At 36.9% G+C, this 15,258-nt stretch carries 24 protein-coding genes; all 24 read left to right on the forward strand.

Annotated features, from left to right (window positions below; genetic code table 11):
• Window positions 1-67 precede the first annotated feature (67 nt).
• The 24 genes from LG296_RS01550 to LG296_RS01665 all read left to right on the forward strand — a co-directional run bounded on the left by LG296_RS01550 (window position 68) and on the right by LG296_RS01665 (window position 15,258).
• A complete protein-coding gene (locus LG296_RS01550; RefSeq protein WP_404427281.1) occupies window positions 68-814 on the forward strand; it encodes a hypothetical protein in 747 nt (248 codons plus the stop codon).
• 49 nt (window positions 815-863) lie between these two features.
• Window positions 864-1,076 carry a hypothetical protein gene (locus LG296_RS01555; protein WP_404427282.1) on the forward strand — a complete coding sequence of 71 codons (213 nt, stop codon included), beginning with the start codon at window positions 864-866 and terminating at the stop codon, window positions 1,074-1,076.
• A gap of 29 nt (window positions 1,077-1,105) precedes the next feature.
• The gene (locus LG296_RS01560) at window positions 1,106-1,321 is read left to right on the forward strand and encodes a hypothetical protein (RefSeq protein WP_404427283.1); all 216 of its coding nucleotides are present in this window, start codon (window positions 1,106-1,108) and stop codon (window positions 1,319-1,321) included.
• Window positions 1,322-1,343: 22 nt separating this feature from the next.
• A complete protein-coding gene (locus tag LG296_RS01565; RefSeq protein WP_404427284.1) occupies window positions 1,344-1,640 on the forward strand; it encodes a hypothetical protein in 297 nt (98 codons plus the stop codon).
• A 180-nt stretch (window positions 1,641-1,820) separates the two neighbouring features.
• Window positions 1,821-2,126: a hypothetical protein gene (locus LG296_RS01570; protein ID WP_404427285.1), complete on the forward strand. Its 306-nt coding sequence runs from the start codon at window positions 1,821-1,823 to the stop codon at window positions 2,124-2,126.
• Between the two features lie 247 nt (window positions 2,127-2,373).
• A complete protein-coding gene (locus LG296_RS01575; RefSeq protein ID WP_404427286.1) occupies window positions 2,374-2,652 on the forward strand; it encodes a DUF3310 domain-containing protein in 279 nt (92 codons plus the stop codon).
• 14 nt (window positions 2,653-2,666) lie between these two features.
• Entirely contained in the window at window positions 2,667-2,879 is a 213-nt protein-coding gene (locus tag LG296_RS01580; protein WP_404427287.1) for a hypothetical protein, read from the forward strand.
• Between the two features lie 135 nt (window positions 2,880-3,014).
• Window positions 3,015-3,194 (forward strand): DUF3954 domain-containing protein, encoded by a 180-nt coding sequence (locus LG296_RS01585; protein ID WP_404427288.1) that lies wholly within the window; start codon window positions 3,015-3,017, stop codon window positions 3,192-3,194.
• 96 nt (window positions 3,195-3,290) lie between these two features.
• Entirely contained in the window at window positions 3,291-3,494 is a 204-nt protein-coding gene (locus tag LG296_RS01590; RefSeq protein WP_404427289.1) for a hypothetical protein, read from the forward strand.
• Between the two features lie 24 nt (window positions 3,495-3,518).
• Complete coding sequence (locus tag LG296_RS01595) at window positions 3,519-4,103, forward strand: sigma-70 family RNA polymerase sigma factor (RefSeq protein WP_404427290.1); 585 nt, start codon at window positions 3,519-3,521, stop codon at window positions 4,101-4,103.
• On the forward strand, window positions 4,100-4,663 hold the full coding sequence (locus LG296_RS01600; protein WP_404427291.1) for a tyrosine-type recombinase/integrase: 564 nt from the start codon (window positions 4,100-4,102) through the stop codon (window positions 4,661-4,663). The genes LG296_RS01595 and LG296_RS01600 overlap by 4 nt, the downstream gene beginning before the upstream one ends.
• Before the next feature lie 441 nt (window positions 4,664-5,104).
• The gene (locus tag LG296_RS01605) at window positions 5,105-5,629 is read left to right on the forward strand and encodes a hypothetical protein (RefSeq protein ID WP_404427292.1); all 525 of its coding nucleotides are present in this window, start codon (window positions 5,105-5,107) and stop codon (window positions 5,627-5,629) included.
• Window positions 5,622-7,397, forward strand: a complete 1,776-nt coding sequence (locus tag LG296_RS01610; RefSeq protein ID WP_404427293.1) for a phage terminase large subunit family protein — start codon at window positions 5,622-5,624, stop codon at window positions 7,395-7,397. Before LG296_RS01605 ends, LG296_RS01610 begins: the two co-directional genes overlap by 8 nt.
• The gene (locus tag LG296_RS01615; RefSeq protein ID WP_404427294.1) at window positions 7,397-7,645 is read left to right on the forward strand and encodes a DUF6148 family protein; all 249 of its coding nucleotides are present in this window, start codon (window positions 7,397-7,399) and stop codon (window positions 7,643-7,645) included. Before LG296_RS01610 ends, LG296_RS01615 begins: the two co-directional genes overlap by 1 nt.
• Before the next feature lie 16 nt (window positions 7,646-7,661).
• Window positions 7,662-9,236, forward strand: coding sequence for a phage portal protein (locus LG296_RS01620; RefSeq protein WP_404427295.1), 1,575 nt, complete (start codon window positions 7,662-7,664; stop codon window positions 9,234-9,236).
• Complete coding sequence (locus LG296_RS01625; RefSeq protein WP_404427296.1) at window positions 9,226-10,308, forward strand: head maturation protease, ClpP-related; 1,083 nt, start codon at window positions 9,226-9,228, stop codon at window positions 10,306-10,308. The genes LG296_RS01620 and LG296_RS01625 overlap by 11 nt, the downstream gene beginning before the upstream one ends.
• A gap of 2 nt (window positions 10,309-10,310) precedes the next feature.
• Window positions 10,311-10,664 carry a head decoration protein gene (locus tag LG296_RS01630; RefSeq protein WP_404427297.1) on the forward strand — a complete coding sequence of 118 codons (354 nt, stop codon included), beginning with the start codon at window positions 10,311-10,313 and terminating at the stop codon, window positions 10,662-10,664.
• 18 nt (window positions 10,665-10,682) lie between these two features.
• Window positions 10,683-11,729, forward strand: coding sequence for a major capsid protein (locus LG296_RS01635; RefSeq protein WP_404427298.1), 1,047 nt, complete (start codon window positions 10,683-10,685; stop codon window positions 11,727-11,729).
• A gap of 20 nt (window positions 11,730-11,749) precedes the next feature.
• Window positions 11,750-12,121, forward strand: a complete 372-nt coding sequence (locus tag LG296_RS01640; RefSeq protein WP_404427299.1) for a hypothetical protein — start codon at window positions 11,750-11,752, stop codon at window positions 12,119-12,121.
• A gap of 12 nt (window positions 12,122-12,133) precedes the next feature.
• Entirely contained in the window at window positions 12,134-12,451 is a 318-nt protein-coding gene (locus LG296_RS01645) for a hypothetical protein (protein WP_404427300.1), read from the forward strand.
• Entirely contained in the window at window positions 12,448-13,011 is a 564-nt protein-coding gene (locus LG296_RS01650; RefSeq protein WP_404427301.1) for a phage tail protein, read from the forward strand. The genes LG296_RS01645 and LG296_RS01650 overlap by 4 nt, the downstream gene beginning before the upstream one ends.
• Complete coding sequence (locus tag LG296_RS01655) at window positions 13,008-13,484, forward strand: hypothetical protein (protein ID WP_404427302.1); 477 nt, start codon at window positions 13,008-13,010, stop codon at window positions 13,482-13,484. The genes LG296_RS01650 and LG296_RS01655 overlap by 4 nt, the downstream gene beginning before the upstream one ends.
• The gene (locus tag LG296_RS01660; RefSeq protein ID WP_404427303.1) at window positions 13,481-13,798 is read left to right on the forward strand and encodes a hypothetical protein; all 318 of its coding nucleotides are present in this window, start codon (window positions 13,481-13,483) and stop codon (window positions 13,796-13,798) included. The genes LG296_RS01655 and LG296_RS01660 overlap by 4 nt, the downstream gene beginning before the upstream one ends.
• Entirely contained in the window at window positions 13,798-15,258 is a 1,461-nt protein-coding gene (locus tag LG296_RS01665; RefSeq protein ID WP_404427304.1) for a phage tail sheath family protein, read from the forward strand. Before LG296_RS01660 ends, LG296_RS01665 begins: the two co-directional genes overlap by 1 nt.

The following is a 15,258-nucleotide window of genomic DNA, read 5'->3' on the forward strand; positions in this document are numbered from 1 at the left end:
TTCTGATGAAGAATTGGTAGCTGTATATAACAACAGTATGAATGCTAATTAAAGAGGTGAACCAAAAATGGCAAGATGGAAGGCAGAAGAACTTGAATACCTGGAATCAAATTACGGAACCCGTGAAGTTTCGAAAATTGCAAAGTATTTAAATCGAACTGAAATTGCAGTTGTTGCTAAGGCCCGTCGCTTAGGTTTAAGCATGTTAACGGCAGGTGGCTATTTAACACTTTCTGAATTAGCAAAACATCTCCACGTTGACATCAAAACTATTAAACTATGGCACACAAAAGGTTTGAAATACAGAGAACTAACAGTATACAAACAAAAATACATTTTTATCGATATCTCGAATTTTTGGAAATGGGCAAAAGATAATCAAAATCTAATAAACTTTTCAAAAATTGAAAGAGGCATGCTAGCGCCAGAACCGGAATGGCTAGATCGTGCTTATAAAAATTACGTATTGAATACCCCGAAAAGAAAGGGCATCAAATGGACAGCGTTAGAAGATAAGCATCTATTAGCCGGCACAAAGCGAGGGGATTCTTTAGAGGTCATTTCTAACGAATTAGGGCGTTCTATTAAATCTCTGCAAACAAGAATGGCACGAATAATGAAAACTAGAGCCTATATCAAATGGACACAAAAAGAAATCGATTTATTAATACGAATGGATCAACAAGGCATTCGTGACAAGGAAATTGCTGAGCAGCTAGGTAGAGAAGTTGTGGACATTAAATCCAAACGTAAATCACTACGCTCCAAAGGAATATATAAGTACGATAAAAGAAAGAAACATGCGAGTGCTTAGAGTGGGTTGAATAAAATCAATTGCCAATGTTTTGAGGAGGAGTGATCTAATGCCACATAGTTATGTTCGTGGAGATAGTGTACCAAAATCAAAATCATTTACTTTTGACCAAACTTTGAAGGATGTAAAACTTTTTCAAAAAGGAGATAGCTTTGAAATAAACGGAGTCGAACATGTAATTGGCTCTATTCAAAAAGTTGAAATTAAAAACGGGCGTGTTCACGTGAAAGTAAAATGTAAAGAGAAATGGTATCGCGAGTGATACTGATTGAAGAAGTTGGAGGGATAACTTTGGCTTATGAGCCGAAAAGACATTTCAACAATCGTATCTATGCTTTGTATCGTGGTGAGGAGTATTTAACAGATGGTACACAAAAGGAACTAGCTCAATATTTAGGTGTAAAAAGAAAAACGATTCAATTTTATATGACGCCATCTTGGTTAAAGCGAACGAGTGAAAATGCATTACGAGTTATCGCTTTGGACGATGAGTTATTGAACCAATAGGAGTACAAGAAGGAGGCATTATATGAGAGATATGTGGGTGCTACGTTTAAAAGACGAGCACAAAGAAAATGGTATGGTCGGTGAGTATTATCACGATAGTTCGGAGCGAGGCGAAGCAGCTGAATGGATGTGGCTCACGCAAGACTTAAGTGAAGCTACATTGTATGACAGCAAAGAAACTGCAATCGCTGAAATGAAAGCTTACGAGAAATTTATGACAGATTTATATGGTCCAGACGCTATGTGTAGTTATGGATATACAAACATGATGAAGCATTTTGATTTTGTAGAAGTTGAAGTAACAGAGAAAAAGTCATAGTTGAACTATATTACGAAATAAATAGGAGGTATGATTTTATGGAATTTCCACCAACTTGGTTTTATGCCATTTGCATGATTGTTTTTATAATACTTGTTTTCATAGATTTTTTTATACAACTCAATAAACACAAATGAACAATTCGAAGAAACGGTGTGCATGAAAGAGGTGAAAATGTAGATGGTGGTACAAGTCAAACTAGGCGAATTAGAGCCAGGTACAATCTTCAAAAAGGGTGATACTTACGCTGTAAAAAGTGAATATCGTACAGATAAAGGTATTTGCGAGTGTTTTATAGTTGGTTCTGGTGAAATGTTTTGGGGTGGGACTGGCAATCCGAATTCATTGAAGGTAGAGCCAGTTGATTTAGAAGAGTTAATCCGAAAAGCAAAAACGTTAGAGAGAATCTCAAACGAAGCAGAAGATGTGTACAACGAAGAAATTGATTTAATGGATTTCGGAGAGCGTGTAATGAACATTCTTTAATACACAGCTCGTAGAAAGTGAGTTAGATAAATGGAATCTTGTTGGCTTATAGAATTTAAAAACGGGTACAAAGTTATTCTTTCAGAGTATGTCTATCAAAAAGAACAGGAAAGAAATTATAACGGTCAAGAAGTGTTATGCGAATCACATTGGTTTGATTATAAAACTTGCAGAGAAAGAAACAGAGGTGTCTTAGTCGTAGGTTTTAATAATTGGTAAATGAATATGTACGAAAGAGAGGACTAACATGGGAATGATTAAACAAAACGAAGATGAATTTCAAACAGCACACCTTAATCAGCAAAGAATGCAGCTTTCTCCTCATTATCAAAAGGGAAAAGTTGATGTTTGGAAGTTCGGGGAAGAGAACTTTTCCTTAGATGAAAATGTTGGTTTTCACAGATTGAATGCAATTAAATATTTAACTCGTTATGGAGCGAAAGAGGGATTTAATGTACGCGATTTAGAAAAGGCGCAAGTAGAGATACGCAAACTAATAGAATTGCATAATAGACGTCAGAAATAAGGAGTTGAAATGGATTGGTTGAACAAACAAATTTGTTTGAATTCTTAGGGTTAAAGAATGACCCTGTGTTCAATCTAATCGAGAAGTTACGAGAAGGCGATAAAATACAAATTGATTCATTTTGTATTAGAAATAATGGGAAATTATACGAAGTGGAAAGTGATGAATACCACGAAGGATTTCCAACTAAAGAAAGATGCTACACCTTTGTTTGTGCTAATTTATAAATTATAAAAGAAAGGATTCAGTTGCTAAAATATTTTTACCACAATACCACAATAAAAAAAGTCGTAGCGACAACTACGACTCAACCACTCCTGCTATTTACATGAATACTACTATTATAGCAAGGAGTGGTTGAAATGGGCAAACAACTACAAGAATTACAGGAATTACAAGAATTACAAGACGGGCTTTATATTATGAAAAATGGGCAATTAAAAATGGTTCAAGCGCCAACAACTGGTTTTGGAAAAACGACAATCAGTTGGGAAGCTAATAAACCAACAAGAGCAACGCACGAAAGTAACGAAAAATTATAAGTCTATCGGAACACCCGAGGACATCGAGCTTTGAGAGAAGGGCAATCTCTCATTGTTTGATGTCCTCTTTTATTTTGTGCAAAGGGGCGATTGAATATGACACGTACATTACAAAGTCAGTTAATTGAAAAAGGTTTAGTAAACAAAGTACCCAAAAAACAACAAAGTAAACAGCCAAAAGAGCAGAAGCCGATGAAGCAGCACAAGACAACAAAACTAAGTCGTAGAGATTTAGAGGAACTGATGGGAACGAAAAGACCTATCTACCACAAAGTTAAAGGCTCTTACCGATCACGATAATACGAAATAAGGGGTGTAGTAGCATTGAAAGAACTGCTTAAAGAGTATAGAGATACTAGACGCGAAACTACTAAAATATTAAACGAGATTCAAGGGAAATATGACAAGTTAAGATATACGGAAAATAGCAGAGATTTGATAAATGTATTAAGCACAGAAGAACTAGCGCTACTACACCAATATGAAGAAGATATGACAATTGTTCGAAGTTGGTTATCTAATATAAATTACACAATCGAATGGATAAGAAAAGGGAAACAACCAGGACTACGAAGAGGTATTGAAAGGCAGTCAGCTTATGTCAAGGAAGTCCCTTTTGAACCTTATTGGATACAACTTCAAAAGGATACAGGAGATTTCAGCCATTACGAATCCTTTAATAGTGAAGATGAAGCTATGGTCTCAATTAATCAAGAACAAAAAGAGCGCACTGTAGCCTCCCTTACTGAATCATTGACTGAACGCCAAAAGGAAGTATTAGATTTGGCAAGCAATGGATTTTCACACGATGAGATAGCAAAGATATTGAATGTACACAAAGGTACGGTTTCTCAGACTCTTAACAGAGTGAAAGAAAAGATTCGTGAGGAAGGATGGTTTATGCCATGAAATATGTAGAACCTATTAGAGATAAAAGAATGCTGAAAGAGTTTATTCAATATTTCATTGACCAAGGGAATAAACGAAACTATGTGATGTTTATGGTTGGTATTTACTTAGGTTTACGCATATCCGATATATTGTTATTACGCAAACGAGACTTAATGGGGACTTACCTAATGATCGAAGAGCAGAAAACAGGAAACTATAAACGAGCAATAATCGAACCTAAGTTAAGAGAAATACTAGATGAGTATATGGAGAATATGAGTCGTACCGACCTTTTATTCCCTTCACGAAATAAGGATAAGAAGACAGGGAAAATTAAACCAATCGATAGAACAACAGCTTACAAAATACTGAAGGATGCAGCTAAAGCTTTAGATTATGACATCCCTATTGGTACACATACTTTACGTAAGACATTCGGTTATACGTTTTATACCAAGCACAAAGATGTAGCAGCACTACAGGAATACTTTGGGCACGAGGAACAATCAGTAACACTGCGTTATATTGGAGCAACACAACATGATTTAGATAATAAAATGACAGACCTCTATGATTAAGGTCTGTTTTTTTATGTCTAAATATAACAATCTATCAGCTTTAATCTACCTTATTTATTTTGTATTAAACATAAAAAGATTTTCGTTGAATTCATTTTTAAAAAAAATAAAGATATTAGAATTATCAAGGCTTCGCCCTTCTTTTTCGAGTTCAACAGAATTTGAAGATATGTTGCGTTAGAGAGGGTATAGTCATACGATTGCCTACTAAGAGTGAAGAGAGCAATTTAGAGAACGTAACGAAAAACAGGTCAATCCCTTATGGCTCTAAGCTTCAAGCCAATTTTTCAAAGTTGTCAGAAAATTTTAGGTTCTTCTGGACTTTTGAAGTTCATACGGGTGCTATCGAGCCCACAGTTCGTCTAGTTACAAAATTAAAAAGGTTGTTAACGTTTTCGTTTTAAATGTTGGGAAATAATTCGCGAAAGGGGTGTTCGAGCATTGACCCAAAAGGATTCAGAGAACTTTGAGGTTATCGTTAGTAGCAAAGAAATTTCGTTAATCTTTGATGTATCCGAGAGTCGAATACGCCAATTAGCGAAAGAAAATGCTGTGGTGAGAGTAGGGCATGGAAAATATGACCTACCAAAATCGTTTAAGGCGTATATAAATTACTTGGAATCAAAACGTGAAGAAGTATTGGACAAGTCTATTGAAGAAGCTTACTGGACGAGGGCACGTAGAGAAAAAACTGAATTGCAAGTGCAGGTGATGAAAGGGGAATTACATCGTTCTGAAGATGTTGAGCGAGTTATGAATAGTATGCTTGGCAATTTTAGAGGGAAGTTGTTGGCCTTTCCACCAAAAATGGCAGCAAAAGTTGCTGGGAAATCAGACTTAACTGAAATCCGTAACCTTTTAAAGTCGGGAATCAATGAAGCGATGACTGAATTAGCTGAGTATAATCCCAAAGATTTTTATTCGGACGATGTGGTCGAAGATGATGAAGATGATCTAGATGGATAAATCCTTCAAATCAACTTTAAAGTTAATTCAAACATGTATTAAAGAGAATCTCTCACCACCACCTGATCTTACAGTATCGGAATGGGCAGATAAATTTCGAGTATTACCATCCGAGACATCAGCTGAACCTGGACAATGGGATACATCGAGAGCACCTTACCAACGAGAAATTATGAATGCAATTACAGATCCAACCCATGAGGATGTTGTCATCATGTCTTCAGCTCAAGTAGGGAAGTCTGAAATTCTATTAAATGCACTTGGCTATTTTATAGATATGGAGCCATATCCAATTATGATGCTTCAACCTACAGAAGCAGCAGCTAAAAATTTTTCGAAAGAACGGCTTGCTCCAATGTTTAGAGTTTGTCCTACGTTACGTAACAAAGTATCTAATTCAAAATCTAGAGATGGAGAAAACACAATTCTTCAAAAAAGTTTTCCTGGAGGATTTATTGCTTTAGCTGGAGCTAATGCACCAGCAGGTCTTGCATCAAGATCGATTCGAGTGTTATTAGCGGATGAAATAGACCGATTTCCGGTAAGTGCAGGTAGCGAGGGTGATCCGTTAGATTTAGCAGAGAAACGAACAACAACTTTTTACAATCGAAAAAAGGTAAAGGTATCAACTCCTACTGATGCAGGCACTTCTCGGATTGAAAAAGAATTTGAGTTGAGTACAAAAGAGCGTTACCACCTACCTTGCCCATCTTGTGGCCATGAACAGCCTTTACGTTGGGAACAAGTTCATTTTGATACAGTAACACACGCCTGCATTGAATGTGGATCCATGCATAATCAATTTGAATGGAAAAATCAAGAGGGGCGTTGGGTTGCAGAAGTACCCGATGCGACTAAACGTGGCTTTCATCTTAACGAATTACTTTCGCCTTGGCGCAAATGGGAAGAAATTATTGCAGCTTTCAAAGATGCACAGAAAAAAGGGAAGGAAGCTTTAAAAGTATTTAAAAATACTTCTCTTGGTGAAGTCTGGGAAGAGCAAGGAGTGCAAGTAGATGAGTTAACGTTGTACGAACGACGAGAAGATTATGGTTGTGATGTGCCGGAAAAGGTCAGCATTTTAACAGCAGCAGTCGACGTGCAAGATGATCGTTTTGAAATTGAAGTAGTTGGATGGGGTCCAGGAAAGGAATCGTGGGGTATCGGTTATCACATTATACGAGGTGACTTAAATCAACCTCAAGTATGGATGGATTTGGACGAGTACTTATCAAGAACATGGAAAAAAGCTGATGGACGGACATTTGAAATTGCTAGTACTTTTATAGATTCAGGGGGTCACTTTACCCAAGAAGTTTATAAATTTACGAGATTGAGGGAAGCCCGTAGAATTTATGCAATAAAAGGTGCATCTGATAAAAAAGGTGAATACACTCCGTTAATTGGAGGACATTCGAGACCAAAGCCTATCAAAGCCATATTGATTCGACTCGGTGTAAACGATGGAAAATCTAAAGTAATGAGTTCTTTGCAAGTAACTGATTTCGGTCCAAATTATTGCCATTTCCCTAAAGGTAGAGGTTATAACATTGATTATTTTAAAGCGTTAACTGCTGAAAAATTAGAAACTCGTTTTGAAAGAAATGTAGCTTATCAAGTTTGGGTAAAAAAACGAGCACGAAATGAAGCTTTCGATTTACGAGTGTATAACACTGCTGCTTTGGAAATGTTAGACCCAAATCTTGATAAAGAATACACCATGATTGCAAGACCTACCAGAAAACGACGGAGAAGAGTGAGGAAATAATGTCTAATATCAAAAACGAATTAGTTGATGCACAAGAAATGTTGAAATTATGGCGAGATGCTGAAAAGAATTTAGCATCTGGAAGGGTCAAAAGTTATGCAGTTGGTAGTCGAAATTTAACCTATTTGGATTTAAAAGAGATCACAGAACGTATTACGTATTGGGAAAACAAGGTGAAAAAATTAAAAATACTAGCATCTGGAAGACAAATTAGGCGAGCAAAACGCTTTATTCCACGTGATTTATGATTGGTGGTGAGCAGAAATGAAGGTAAAAATGAATGTTTTAGAGCGTGCTGTTAATGTTTTTAGACCAAATGTTGCTAAAAACATGACCCAGAATAGAGTTTTGAACAGTTTTGATGGACAAGGGTATGGTCGACATGCTGCAAGCTCTCAAAAAACTAGTTTAAAAGGTTGGATTACCAGTTTAGCGTCACCGCTTGAAGATATTGAAAGAAACATTGAAAAATTACGTGAGAGATCACGTGATTTGTACATGGGTGCACCAATTGCAAGTGGTGCACTTAAAACAATGACAACAAATGTTATCGGCTCTGGTTTAAAGCTTAACTCAACTATTGATTACGAGTTTTTAAATATGACAATCGAACAAGCGGATGTCTGGGAAACAACAATCGAACGTGAATTTGCGTTATGGTCCGAATCAAAGAACTGTGACGCTTCTCGCATGGCTGATTTCGATGAACTACAATTTCTCGCGTTTTTATCTATGCTTATGAGTGGTGATGCTTTTGCATTGCTCCCGTATAAGAAAAGAGCTGGAACACCGTACCAGTTAACCGTACAAATCCTTGAAGCTGATAGGGTTTGTAACCCCAACTTAAATGCAATGTTTGATACAAAAATCGTCAATGGTGTTGAAGTAGATTCAACAGGAGAAGTAACTGCTTACCATGTTGCGGATAAACATCCAAAATCATTGCATTCGTTCAATAATAGTTGGCAAAGAATTGAAAAGTTTGGGAATAAGTCTGGGCGCCCTAACATCTTGCATCTTGTCCGACTGGAACGACCTGAACAACGTCGAGGAATTCCGATATTAGCACCAGTAGTAGATACGCTTAAACAAATAACAAGATATTCGGATGCTGAATTAATGGCTGCTGTTATAAGTGGAATGTACACATTGTTTGTTACAAGTGAATCGCCTGAAGCATCTGAAATGGGAAGTCCATTATCACCCAATGATGAGATAGATTTTGAGGATGATGACGATTCAGATATTCAAGTCGGGAATGGCGCAGTAAATTTCTTGCGGGAAGGTGAGAAAATTCAAGAATCAAATCCGGGTCGTCCTAATACAGCCTTTGATGGATTTGTAACAAGCATGTTTAGGCAAATTGGTGTCGCGTTAGAAATACCCTACGAAGTTTTGATGAAACACTTTACAAGTTCTTATTCTGCTTCTCGCGGAGCTTTACTTGAAGCGTGGAAGATGTTTAAAACCTATCGTAAATTTATGGCCAGAAATTTTTGTCAGCCAATTTACGAGGAGTTTTTAGCAGAAGCTATTGCAACTGGTCGCATTTATGCGCCTGGTTTTTTTAGTGATCCGATTATCCGGAAAGCATATTGTAGCGCTGAATGGAATGGACCGACTCAAGGTCAATTAGATCCTTTAAAAGAAGCTCAAGCTGCCGAGCTCCGTGTGCAATCTGGATTCAGTACACGAACAAGAGAAGCAATGGAAATGACGGGTACAAGTTATTTTGAAAATCATGCTTTACGCATCCGTGAGGAAAGTGTGAGAAGACGTGATAGGCTTATTGCTCCTGTAGTAGTAGAGAAGGGAGGTGAAAAAGAAGATGAAGATTGACATTAAAGGTCCAATTATTAGTGATGCAGACCAATGGGTTTACGATTGGTTTGGAATCCCAGCAACAAGTCCAAGCAAAGTTAACATGATGATTGAGCGAGCTATTCGAAATCAAGATAACGAATTGGTTATGTGGATTAATTCTGGTGGTGGCTCAGTTTATGATGCAGCTGAAATTTATACTGCTTTAAGATCCTTCTCAGGAAAAGTGAAAAGTAAGATTGTTGGTTTAGCTGCTAGTGCTGCTAGTGTTATTTCAATGGCTGGTGAAACTGAAATGTCTCCTGTTGCTCAAATCATGATTCATAACGCTTTGACAAGAGCAGAAGGGGATTATCAAGAAATGGATGATACCAGTGACTTCCTGAAAAAAGTAAATCAGACAATTATTAATGCTTATAAAGCAAAAACAAATAAGAGTGATGATGAACTTAAACAAATGATGGATAAAACGACTTGGATGACAGCACAAGAAGCCAAAGAACATGGTTTTATCGATTCTATAATGTTTGAAAACGAAGTTGAAGCAGTTAATAGTGTAGAACGCCCAGAATTAGTAAATGGGATGTTACCTAAAGCCGTTATTGACAAAATGCGCAACCAACTTGCTAATGAGGCTGGAGCAAACATTTTAAATAATGCAGGACAAATAAATACACCAATTAATAACGAACCACCTAAAAATAATGAGAATGAAGGAGCGAATAACAAGATGGATTTACAACAATTACAAAACGAACATCCAGAGTTATTTAAACAAATAAAAAACATGGGCTTTACTGAAGGTGTACAAGCCGAAAATACTCGCATTAAATCGATTGAAGATATGGCACCTGCAGGGAATGACAAAATGGTGTATGATGCGAAATTTACTGAGCCAGTATCCTCTGAGAAATTAGCAGTAAACATGATCAAGGCACAAAAAGAAGCTGGTCAGAACTATTTGCATAATGCAAAAGACGATGCAGCAGCTTTAAATAATATCAAACCATCAGCTACTCCTGAAACAGATAATGTAACAGATGAAGAAAAAGCAGCACAAGCACTTGTTAACTTATGGGGAGGAAAATAATTATGGAAACAGTAGGAACTTTTGAGTACGAAAATTTAATTGCAAATTCATTCCCAGTTCAAACAGGAATTATAGAAGTTGCAAGTGGTCAAGGAATTTTATCACGCGGATCTGTATTAGGAACAAATACTGAGGGATCTGTAATTTTAGTTGGAGGAGCTGTGGAAGCCAAGGCACAATTTGTTGTGGCTGAGCCAGTTGACACAACAGAAGAATTAGGTGGCACTATCTCTGTTGTAGTTTACGTGTCAGGGGCTTTTAATCGCTCGGCATTAATTATCGATGGTGAAGGTTCTATTGATGAACATGAAGAGTCACTAAAATCATTCGGAATTTACTTGAAAGCATTTCACTAATAGGAGGAATTAATTATTATGGCAGGATATAACACAAAAACAATGCTACCAGCAGTACAGGTAATGCCTCACGTACCATCATTTTTACGTGATACATTTTTCCCTCGAGTAAATGATAAAACGTTTGTTACTGAAAGCGTGGAGTTCGATTACAAAAAAGGCCGTCGCAAAATGGCCCCATTCGTAGCTCCACGAGTTGGCGGTGTAACAGTTAGCCGTGAAGGTTTCCAAACTAAGTCATTAAAACCATTACGCATTGCTCCACAACGTATTTTAACAATCGATGACATTTCATCACGCGGGCTTGGTGAAAACCTTTATAGTCAAAAAACACCAGCTCAACGCGCGTTAGATTTATTAGCTGATGATATGGTTGAATTAGGCGGAGAAATTGATCGTCGTGAAGAGTGGATGGCAGCACAAATCCTTTTCACTGGTAAAGTTATCGCAAAAGGTTATGCAGATAATACATTAACAACAGTTATCGAGGAAGAAATCGATTACGGATTTGATGGTTTTGAAACATTAAGCGGTTTAGATATGTGGACAGATGAAGGATCTAATCCGTATGAATACCTACGAAACCGTAGATTAGATGTTTTGAAGAAGAGCGGTATTGCTCCTAACATCGCTATCTTCGGTGAAGATGCTTATAAGGCTTGGATGCAAAATCCAAAGGTAGTGGCACTATTTGATAAATTAAATATTACACTTGGTCAAATTCAACCGTCTGTAAAAAGTGATCAAGTGACATTTGTTGGGAAACTTCCTGAACTGAATATTGAAATCTATTTATATAATGATTGGTATATCGACGAGAATGGAAACGAATTACCGTTTGTTCCTGCTGATAAAATCGTGATGGGTCACACAAACCTAGGTGGTTATGTATTCGGTGCTGTAACACAACTAGAACAGGGTGGAAGCTACGTAACTTACGAAGCAGCACGAGTGCCAAAATTCTGGAATGAATTAGGCAATGATGCAAAGATGGCACGTTTAACGTCGCGTCCAGTACCTCATCCAAACAATGTAGATTCTTGGTTTGTTGCAACAGTAGTCTAATAGAATAGGAGAGCGGTAAAATGAATGGTTACAATGTCTTACAGCCGTTACGTCATGACGATGAAAAGTATGACGTAGGGGCTTTTATTAATAGTGAAAAAATTAAAGAAACACAGGCATTACGTCTATTGAAATTAAAAGTAATCGAACCAGCTGTAAAAATTGGAGAATCTGAAGCACCTGTCAAAGTAGTTGGAGATTTGAAAACTCTAGGCGGAGAAGATGAACCAGTAGAAGAAACTCTTGATCTCAATTTTGATACAAACGAATTGAAAGAAGGAGCAACTGAATTAGAGCTTGAATTTAAACACAATATTAGTAAAAAAGCGTTAATTAAAATTATTGTTGAAGCTGGTCATGCAAATCACTTCTTAGATCAATTAGAAGACTAGGATGTGAACAATATGGGCTTCAAGGATGCATTAGAACGTGATCTTGCTAATGTTTTTTTTAATACAGATAGCGGATTTGCTGAAAAAGTTGATATTGACGGAGAAAACATCACGGTTATTATCGATGAAGAATCGCTTACAAATTATAATTCTAAAAACGGAGAGGGGCTCATTACTGATGGGCTTCTTTTTCATGTAAAGGTAAATGATCTACCATTTGAACCTCAACCAGGACAAAATTTAATGTTCAATGGTGAATTTTATTATATTTCCGATGTGAAAAAGCCTTTGGGTATGTACTCAATTTCACTGGAGGTTAGGGATTCATGAGGCTTGTTGTTGATTTAGACCGGCAAATGTTAGAGGAATTGGAGCGTAGATTAGGTACGTTTTCAAAAAAAGCACCTAATGCTTTATCGAATGCAATCAATAGAGCTGTAACCAATGTAAATTCTAATGTGAAAAAGGAAGTTAGAAAAGAGTATAACATCAAAGCTAGCGATATCCAGCCAACATTAAAAATAACCAAGGCAACAAAAGCAAGTTTACGAGGGGAAGTTAAATCAAGCGGTTCTCCAATAGGCTTAGATAAATTCAGGGTTTCACCTAAAACTGTAAACCCACGTAGAAAAACGCCTATAAAAGCTGGGGTTAAAAAAGGAAACATAAAGAAAGTACTAGGTGCTTTCATCGCAGATATCCATGGCAATAAAGTTTTTGAACGTGAAGGTAGAGCTAGACTTCCAATCAAAAGATTGTTTGGCCCATCTGTTCCACAAATGCTTGATAACGACGAAGTTCGTACAACAATCGAGCAACAAGGACATCAAACATTTGAAACTCGTCTCGATCATGAAATAAATCGAATTTTAGGAAGTGGAAATAGATGATACCTATTCATTTATTAGATGGTCTCGTTGAAAGATTCAAGGGAGAATTAGATAGTTTAGCACTTAAAGATCCTAACAATCCCGAAATATATAAACCTATTAATATTTTTCCACAACACCTCCCTCAGAAAAATAAGAGTACCGATTTATCATTGTATCCGTACCTTTGTATCCGTTTAACAGATGTAGAGGGTGTATCAGAGGGAGAACCAGGTCAGAGTAGAGTTCTTTTTATTGCAGGAGTATTTGACCGAACAGAAGACAATCAGGGATATAGAGATGCCTTAGTTGTTATTCAAAAAGTTTATGAAAGTTTAATTAGAAATCCAATGATAAATAAGCAATTTCAATTGGTGTATCCAATTCGAGCTACCTATCAAGAGGAAGATTCAGCCCCTTATTATTTTGCTGGTCTTGAAACGAATTGGGAGGTACCTACACCATTAAGAGAGGATGTCGAACACCTTATATGAGTAAAAATGAAACAATTCGAGAGCGTTCGAAAGCGACTGCAGAACAAGTCGGAAAAGCTATATCTAACAAAGTTGAGACAGTTATTTATTGCGGTCCCACTTTAAATAATGGGGAGCTTTCACAGTACGCTGTTTTCCAAGGAGAGTTACCCCAACGTGTCAACAAACATATTAAAGCTGAATTAGCCGTAGGAGAGCTATTAATTCCGGTGAAAGACTTAGCTGTAGTAAAAAGTAAAATTCAGCAAAAGGGTACTAGAGAACATTTATTGTTCGAAAGAGCCCTTAAATACGCTAAAGGAGGAAATAAATAATGAGCTATCAACATGGTATCGGTCTTAACGAAAAGCCAACCTCAATCTCCAGTCCAGAAGTAGCATATTCAGCCATTCAAGTAGTAACGGGTACAGCACCAATTAATCTTGTAGAAGATCCTGCTGCTGTAGTAAACAAACCATTATTAATTCACAGTTTCGATGAAGGAAAAGAGAAATTGGGCTATTCGGATGATTGGGATGCTTTTACTCTTTGTGAAGTTATGGATGCAAGTTTCAGAGAGTTTAAAGTTGGTCCTGTAGTTTTTATTAATGTATTAGATCCAACAATTCATAAGAAAAGTTCTGCACCTCAAACAATACAAATCTCTAACAAAGAAGGATTAGTTGATAAAGAAGGTGTGCTATTGTCTACTTTAGTAGTTAATAGCTCTGATGGAGCCACTACTTACGTAAAGGACCAAGATTATTTTGTTTCTTTCAACCAAAACGGCAAACCTTTAATTTCTGTATTAACTTCTGGTCAAATGACAAGTGTTTCTGAAATTCAAGTCACTTTCGATGAATTGGACCCAACAAAGGTAACTAATGCCGATATCATCGGTGGTTATGATGTTACTGAGAATAAATATAAAGGATTAGAGCTTATCCAAACCGTATATCCAACATTAGGGGTTCTTCCAAATACTCTTTTGGCTCCTGGTTTTTCCCATCATGCGGAAGTAGGGAATGTACTAGTAGCTAAATCTACAAAGATAAATGGCGCATTCAATGCTATTAACGTTTTAGATGTTAGCGGGAAAACAAAAGAGGCTGCAGGTCAAAACAAGGATGCTAATGGATACAATGATAAATCGTCTATCGTATGTTGGCCAAAAGCAAAAATTGGAAAAAAAACATACCATTATAGCTCAATCGTAGCGTCTGCCATTGCCAAAAAAGATTCAGAAAACGAAGGTGTTCCATATAAATCTCCTTCAAATTCAAACATTCCAGTAACTGCTATGGTAAATGACGAAAATGATGAAGTGTTCTTAGATCAAGTTGAAGGTAACGTCTTAAACGGAACGGCTATTGTTACAGCTATTAACATGGGTGGTTGGAAGCTTTGGGGGAACAATACTGCTGCATACGACCCTGAACTCGGAGATAATAACGATCCTAAAGACCGTTTTATCGCACTAAGACGCATGTTTGACTGGTGGGGTAATTCATTCATCCAAACCTACTTTGAAAAAGTAGATAACCCTACTAACACACGCTTGATTGAAAGTGTAGTGGATAGCGAAAACATTAGAGCGAATGGATTTAAGGCTAAAGGTCAGATTGCTGGAGCTAAAATTGAATTTAACCAACAGGATAATCCAATCTCAAACGTTTTAAATGGGAAAATTCAATTTTCTCAAAAAATGGCTTTCTTCACGCCGGCAGAGTTTATTGAAAACAACTTAGAATTTGACCCTAACATGCTGAGTTCAGCAATTTTCGGAGGTGAATAA

This window comes from Ureibacillus chungkukjangi, assembly GCF_044795995.1.
GTDB classification, from domain to species: domain Bacteria; phylum Bacillota; class Bacilli; order Bacillales_A; family Planococcaceae; genus Ureibacillus; species Ureibacillus chungkukjangi.

Coding starts and splice junctions, on each gene's coding strand:
- LG296_RS01555 (WP_404427282.1), top strand. CDS start 864: ATGCCACATAGTTATGTTCGTGGAGATAGTGTACCAAAATCAAAATCA.
- LG296_RS01610 (WP_404427293.1), top strand. CDS start 5,622: ATGGATAAATCCTTCAAATCAACTTTAAAGTTAATTCAAACATGTATT.
- LG296_RS01575 (WP_404427286.1), top strand. CDS start 2,374: ATGGGAATGATTAAACAAAACGAAGATGAATTTCAAACAGCACACCTT.
- LG296_RS01565 (WP_404427284.1), top strand. CDS start 1,344: ATGAGAGATATGTGGGTGCTACGTTTAAAAGACGAGCACAAAGAAAAT.
- LG296_RS01590 (WP_404427289.1), top strand. CDS start 3,291: ATGACACGTACATTACAAAGTCAGTTAATTGAAAAAGGTTTAGTAAAC.
- LG296_RS01550 (WP_404427281.1), top strand. CDS start 68: ATGGCAAGATGGAAGGCAGAAGAACTTGAATACCTGGAATCAAATTAC.
- LG296_RS01600 (WP_404427291.1), top strand. CDS start 4,100: ATGAAATATGTAGAACCTATTAGAGATAAAAGAATGCTGAAAGAGTTT.
- LG296_RS01650 (WP_404427301.1), top strand. CDS start 12,448: ATGAGGCTTGTTGTTGATTTAGACCGGCAAATGTTAGAGGAATTGGAG.
- LG296_RS01570 (WP_404427285.1), top strand. CDS start 1,821: ATGGTGGTACAAGTCAAACTAGGCGAATTAGAGCCAGGTACAATCTTC.
- LG296_RS01660 (WP_404427303.1), top strand. CDS start 13,481: ATGAGTAAAAATGAAACAATTCGAGAGCGTTCGAAAGCGACTGCAGAA.
- LG296_RS01585 (WP_404427288.1), top strand. CDS start 3,015: ATGGGCAAACAACTACAAGAATTACAGGAATTACAAGAATTACAAGAC.
- LG296_RS01665 (WP_404427304.1), top strand. CDS start 13,798: ATGAGCTATCAACATGGTATCGGTCTTAACGAAAAGCCAACCTCAATC.
- LG296_RS01645 (WP_404427300.1), top strand. CDS start 12,134: ATGGGCTTCAAGGATGCATTAGAACGTGATCTTGCTAATGTTTTTTTT.
- LG296_RS01620 (WP_404427295.1), top strand. CDS start 7,662: ATGAAGGTAAAAATGAATGTTTTAGAGCGTGCTGTTAATGTTTTTAGA.
- LG296_RS01615 (WP_404427294.1), top strand. CDS start 7,397: ATGTCTAATATCAAAAACGAATTAGTTGATGCACAAGAAATGTTGAAA.
- LG296_RS01630 (WP_404427297.1), top strand. CDS start 10,311: ATGGAAACAGTAGGAACTTTTGAGTACGAAAATTTAATTGCAAATTCA.
- LG296_RS01625 (WP_404427296.1), top strand. CDS start 9,226: ATGAAGATTGACATTAAAGGTCCAATTATTAGTGATGCAGACCAATGG.
- LG296_RS01635 (WP_404427298.1), top strand. CDS start 10,683: ATGGCAGGATATAACACAAAAACAATGCTACCAGCAGTACAGGTAATG.
- LG296_RS01655 (WP_404427302.1), top strand. CDS start 13,008: ATGATACCTATTCATTTATTAGATGGTCTCGTTGAAAGATTCAAGGGA.
- LG296_RS01640 (WP_404427299.1), top strand. CDS start 11,750: ATGAATGGTTACAATGTCTTACAGCCGTTACGTCATGACGATGAAAAG.